At 75.9% G+C, this 4,311-nt stretch carries 5 protein-coding genes and 1 pseudogene; 2 read left to right on the plus strand and 4 right to left on the minus strand.

Translation table 11 applies throughout. The annotated features are described in order from the left end of the window. From ACIP60_RS38195 to ACIP60_RS38205, 3 genes and pseudogenes are all read right to left on the minus strand, one after another. Positions 1 to 1,381 (minus strand): annotated as a pseudogene (locus ACIP60_RS38195) (hypothetical protein); the annotation flags it as partial. Further along, positions 1,378 to 1,857 carry a hypothetical protein gene (locus ACIP60_RS38200; protein ID WP_400694239.1) on the minus strand — a complete coding sequence of 160 codons (480 nt, stop codon included), beginning with the start codon at positions 1,855 to 1,857 and terminating at the stop codon, positions 1,378 to 1,380. The pseudogene ACIP60_RS38195 and the gene ACIP60_RS38200, both read right to left, overlap by 4 nt. 192 nt (positions 1,858 to 2,049) lie before the next feature. Continuing rightward, a complete protein-coding gene (locus tag ACIP60_RS38205) occupies positions 2,050 to 2,577 on the minus strand; it encodes a MarR family winged helix-turn-helix transcriptional regulator (RefSeq protein ID WP_400694242.1) in 528 nt (175 codons plus the stop codon). A 76-nt stretch (positions 2,578 to 2,653) separates the two neighbouring features. On the opposite strand from ACIP60_RS38205, the gene ACIP60_RS38210 reads away from it, so the two are divergent. Both ACIP60_RS38210 and ACIP60_RS38215 read left to right on the plus strand, forming a co-directional pair. Next, the gene (locus tag ACIP60_RS38210) at positions 2,654 to 3,232 is read left to right on the plus strand and encodes a carboxymuconolactone decarboxylase family protein (RefSeq protein WP_400694245.1); all 579 of its coding nucleotides are present in this window, start codon (positions 2,654 to 2,656) and stop codon (positions 3,230 to 3,232) included. A gap of 30 nt (positions 3,233 to 3,262) precedes the next feature. After that, positions 3,263 to 3,625 (plus strand): hypothetical protein, encoded by a 363-nt coding sequence (locus ACIP60_RS38215; protein ID WP_400694248.1) that lies wholly within the window; start codon positions 3,263 to 3,265, stop codon positions 3,623 to 3,625. 62 nt (positions 3,626 to 3,687) lie between these two features. Here the strand turns inward: ACIP60_RS38215 and ACIP60_RS38220 are convergent, their stop codons facing one another. Then, entirely contained in the window at positions 3,688 to 4,080 is a 393-nt protein-coding gene (locus ACIP60_RS38220) for a VOC family protein (protein ID WP_400694251.1), read from the minus strand. Positions 4,081 to 4,311 lie beyond the last annotated feature (231 nt).

The raw sequence follows: 4,311 nt of genomic DNA on the forward strand, positions 1-4,311 counted from the left end.
CGAGCCGGTCGGTGCCGTCACCGTCGAGCCGGTGGGAGCCGTCGCCGCCGAGCCGGTCGGTGCCGTCACCGTCGAGCCGGTGGGAGCCGTCGCCGCCGAGCCGGTCGGTGCCGTCACCGTCGAGCCGGTGGGAGCCGTCGCCGCCGAGCCGGTCGGTGCCGTCACCGTCGAGCCGGTGGGAGCCGTCGCCGCCGAGCCGGTCGGTGCCGTCACCGTCGAGCCGGTGGGAGCCGTCGCCGCCGAGCCGGTCGGTGCCGTCACCGTCGAGCCGGTGGGAGCCGTCGCCGCCGAGCCGGTCGGTGCCGTCACCGTCGAGCCGGTGGGAGCCGTCGCCGCCGAGCCGGTCGGTGCCGTCACCGTCGAGCCGGTGGGAGCCGTCGCCGTGCCGGCGCGCCCAGTGCAGGTGCTCGCGGTCCAGCAGGTAGACGGTCAGCCCGGCCGGGTCCGTCGGCGTCCGCCGCCCGGCCAGGTGGGCGTCGACGGAGACCAGGGCCGCCATGTGGACGGCCAGGGTCAGCCCGAACTCCGGCCCGTCCAGCCACGGCGGCGGGGACATCCAGCCGGGGACCGGCGCCCCGTACCGCGCGGCGAAGCCGTCCCGGGCCGCGGTGAACATCCGCGCCCGGTGGCCCTCCGGGTCGTCGCCGTCGCCGAGGGCGGCCAGCTCCTGTGCGGAGGTGCCGGCCCGGTGGTCGGCCAGGATGGCCCGGACGGCGGGCCAGGGGCCGGTGTCCCGGGCGATCATCAGCACCCGCGCCGGGACGGCGGGGTCGTGCAGCAGGGCGTTGCTGAGCAGCCAGGTCAGGTGGGAGAGCGGCCAGCGGTCGGCGTAGTCGACGAGCAGCAGCAGGCCCGGCGCACCGTCCGGGCGCAGGTCCTGGCTGCCCGGCGGCGGGACCACCGAACCCGGCCCCTCGGTGGCGGTGACGACCTTCCACCCCTCCGCGGCCAGCTCCCGGGCCAGCCGGGCGGCCAGCCGGGTCTTGCCCTGCCCGCCCGGCCCGTGCAGCCAGCGGACGGCCAGCCGGGGGCCGCTCCCGCACCAGGCGCGGAGCGCGGCCAGTTCCGCCGCCCGGCCGGTGAACCCGACCACCTCCCAGCGGGCGTTGAGCATCCGGCTCGGCAACTCGCCCAGCCAGGCGTCCTCGACGGCCTCCCCGGGACGCCAGTTCTCCAGCACGTAGACGGGCGTGCCGTCCCCGAACACGTGGATGTCCGCGCCGATCGCGCCGTAGGCGAACCCGGCCTCCGCGACGACCCGCTGCTCCATCCGCCCCGGCCACCCGCCCCGGTCGGACCGGCCGCCGGGCTCGCCCCGGCCGCCGCGCTCGTCCCGCTCCCGCAGCCCGCTCCCGTCGTCGGACGGACCCGGCGGCTTCACCGCGGTCCCTCGGCCGCCTCCCCGCGCCGATCCGGGGCGGGCCCCCGGGGCGGGTCGGGCTGCGCCGCCTCGTGCACCACCACGTTCCCGCCGAGCGCCCCGTAGGCCCGGCCGTGGTCCCGGGCGGTCACGTTCAGGGTCCAGTGCTGCTCGGCCCGGGGCAGGGCGGCCACCGTGCGCTCCACGAACTCCCGCAGCTCCTCGGCCAGTTCGGGGTGCTCGGTCAGCAGCGCCTCCAGCTCGACCTGCCAGCCCGGCGCGAGCCCCTGGCGCACCCGCCCGGGCTCCGGGGCCCGCGCCACCAGCTCGGCGTCGTGCTCCAACCGGGCCTCGATCGCGCCCTGCCGCCCCGCCTCGCCCCGCCCGAACAGCCTGGCCGCACCGGTCCTGACGCCCTGCCAGGCATCGGTGGCCATCGCCCCCACCAGAGCCGTCCCGCCCGCACCGGCGAGCGCGACCAACGATTCGGCGAGCATCCGTTCCCCCTGGATCACTTGTCCCGTGCCGTCACCGTGCGACGACCGTCTCATGGTGCCACCCGGCACGGCCGCCGGGATATCACCGGATCGCGTTCTCCCACGTACGGCCGGTCGACACCGCGCCGACGACACCGCACCGACCGCCCCCGCGCTCCCCGGGACGCGAATCCGCCCACCCCGGCGGCGCGCTCAGCCGCCGAACCAGCCCGCCGCGTCCAGCCGGAACCCGGACGGGCCGGTCAACCGCGCGATGCCGTCCTCCAGTTCACGCAGGCGCTGCTCCCCGAGCGCGTCCGCCCAGCGCCCCCGGATCTCCTCGAACCCCGCCGCCGACCTGGCCAGCATGTCCAGCCCGTACGGCGTCAGCCGGACGACCTTGCGCCGCGCGTCCCGCGGATCGTCCACCCGCTCCGCGTACCCGAGCGCCTCCAGCCGGTCGACGGTCTTCCCGGCGGCCTGCTTGGACACCCCCAGCCGGCGGCCGACCTCGCTCGCGGTGGCCCCGTCGATCCCGATCGCCTGCATGGCGAAGCCGTACGCGGGCCGCGCGTCCGGGTGCCCCTCGCGGGCCAGCCGTTCGTGCAACTCATCGATGATCGTGCGGAATCCGGCGAACAGCAGCAGCGGCAGCTCGAAGCCGTCGCGGGCCCGGTCCGGGGGATTCCCGTTGCGCGAATCGACAACCTGGTTTACGTTTTGGTCAACCACATTGTCCATTCTAGGACGCGCAGCCGGGGCCCGCCCTCCGGCCACCCCGGCACGCCTCCGCGCCCGCACCCCGAAAGGCCCACCCATGTCCACCACCACCCCCACCCCTTCCACCCCCACCACCGGGGCCTACTTCCCCACCCTCACCCCCGACACCGCCCCGCCGGCCGCCCGCAGCCGACTCGACCAGGTCACCCGCCACCTCGGCTACCTGCCCGCCGCCGCGGCCCGCCTCGCCCACGCGCCGCAACTCCTGGACGGCTTCCTCAAGTTGACCGCCCTCTTCGACGCCACCGAACTCGACCCGGCGGTCCGCGAAACCGTCGTCCTCACCATCGCCACCCGAAACGGCTGCCACCTCTGCGTCGCCATGCACACCGCCGCCCTCACCCGGCTCGACACCGACCCCGAACTGATCGCCGCCCTGCGCGCCCAACAGCCCCTGCCCGACGCCCGGCTGGAGGCCGTCCGGCTCTTCGTCCACCGCGTCCTCGACCACACCGGCGCCGTCCCCGAACCCGACCTCGCCGCCTTCCTCGCCCACGGCTTCACCCCGCGCAACGCCCTCGAAATCGTCCTCGGCATCGGCGCCTACACCCTCTCCACCTTCGCCAACCGCCTCACCGACGCCCCCGTCGACCCCCAACTCGCCCCCTACGCCTGACCGTCCGCCCCCGGCCGGTACGCTCCCCCGGTGACCGACCGCGGCCCCGTCCTCCCCGCGCTGCGCCACCAGCTGGTGGCCGCGGTCCTCACCCTGGCCGCCCCCGGCCTCCAGGACGACGCCTTCGACCCCGCGCCGCTCCTCACCACCCTGTTCACCGAGACCTGCGACGCCGACGACCCGCTCCCCTGGATCGGCCACACCCTGCGCACCGGCGAAGAGGCCGCCCTCACCGCCGACCTCGGCACCGCCCTCCGCGCCCTCCTCGCCACCCTCCCGCCCGACCCCCGCCCCACCGACCACCTGCTCTCACCCGCCTGGCCCGCCGTCACCACCGCGGCAGCCCGCCTCGCCCGCACCCTGGTCGCCAACGACCACCACGCCACCCGCTGAACCCCACCCACCACACGGCGGGGCCCCGACCACCACGGCCGGGGCCCCGCCCACCCACACCCTCAGCGACCCGGCCCCTCCTCCGCGCCCGCCGGCTCCCCCTCCGCCAACACGAAGTGCGGGTTCTCGATCAGCCCGACCACCGTCCCCGACGGCTCGACCACCGTCCCGACCCGGATACCGCCCCCCACCTCCTGCACCTGCTCCCGCACCGTCGCCCCCGCCGCCACGAACCGCCCCACCGCCACCTCGACGTCCCGCACCCCCCAGTACGACACCGGCCCCACCGCCGGATCCGCGTTCGGGTCGAGCCCCAACTCGTACCCCCCGACGTTGAACCCCACGTAGAACGGCTCGTCGAAGTAGGGCTCCACCCCCAGCACCGAACTCCACCACGCCTTCGCCGCACCGAGGTCCTGCGCGGGATGAATGACCGTCCGAAGACCGAGAAGCACGCCATGTCCTTTCCGAGGAGCCGAGCCGGCAAGAAGCCGAGCCAGAGGATTGTCCCCCATCCACCGACCGTCACCGAACGGGGGCTCGCAGCTCCCGGGCGCACCGGTCGAACCGGACACCGTCGTCCCGCTCCCGCCCGGGAACGCGAAAAAGCCCCCTGACATCCCGTCAGGGGGCTTTCCCACAAAGATTGTTCGGCGGCGTCCTACTCTCCCACAGGGTCCCCCCTG

The sequence above is a fragment of the Kitasatospora sp. NPDC088783 genome (genome assembly GCF_044750705.1).
Lineage (GTDB): Bacteria > Actinomycetota > Actinomycetes > Streptomycetales > Streptomycetaceae > Kitasatospora > Kitasatospora fiedleri.

Excerpts from the sequence above, each read along its gene's own strand:
- ACIP60_RS38200 (WP_400694239.1), bottom strand. The coding sequence starts at position 1,857 with ATGCTCGCCGAATCGTTGGTCGCGCTCGCCGGTGCGGGCGGGACGGCT.
- ACIP60_RS38205 (WP_400694242.1), bottom strand. The coding sequence starts at position 2,577 with ATGGACAATGTGGTTGACCAAAACGTAAACCAGGTTGTCGATTCGCGC.
- ACIP60_RS38210 (WP_400694245.1), top strand. The coding sequence starts at position 2,654 with ATGTCCACCACCACCCCCACCCCTTCCACCCCCACCACCGGGGCCTAC.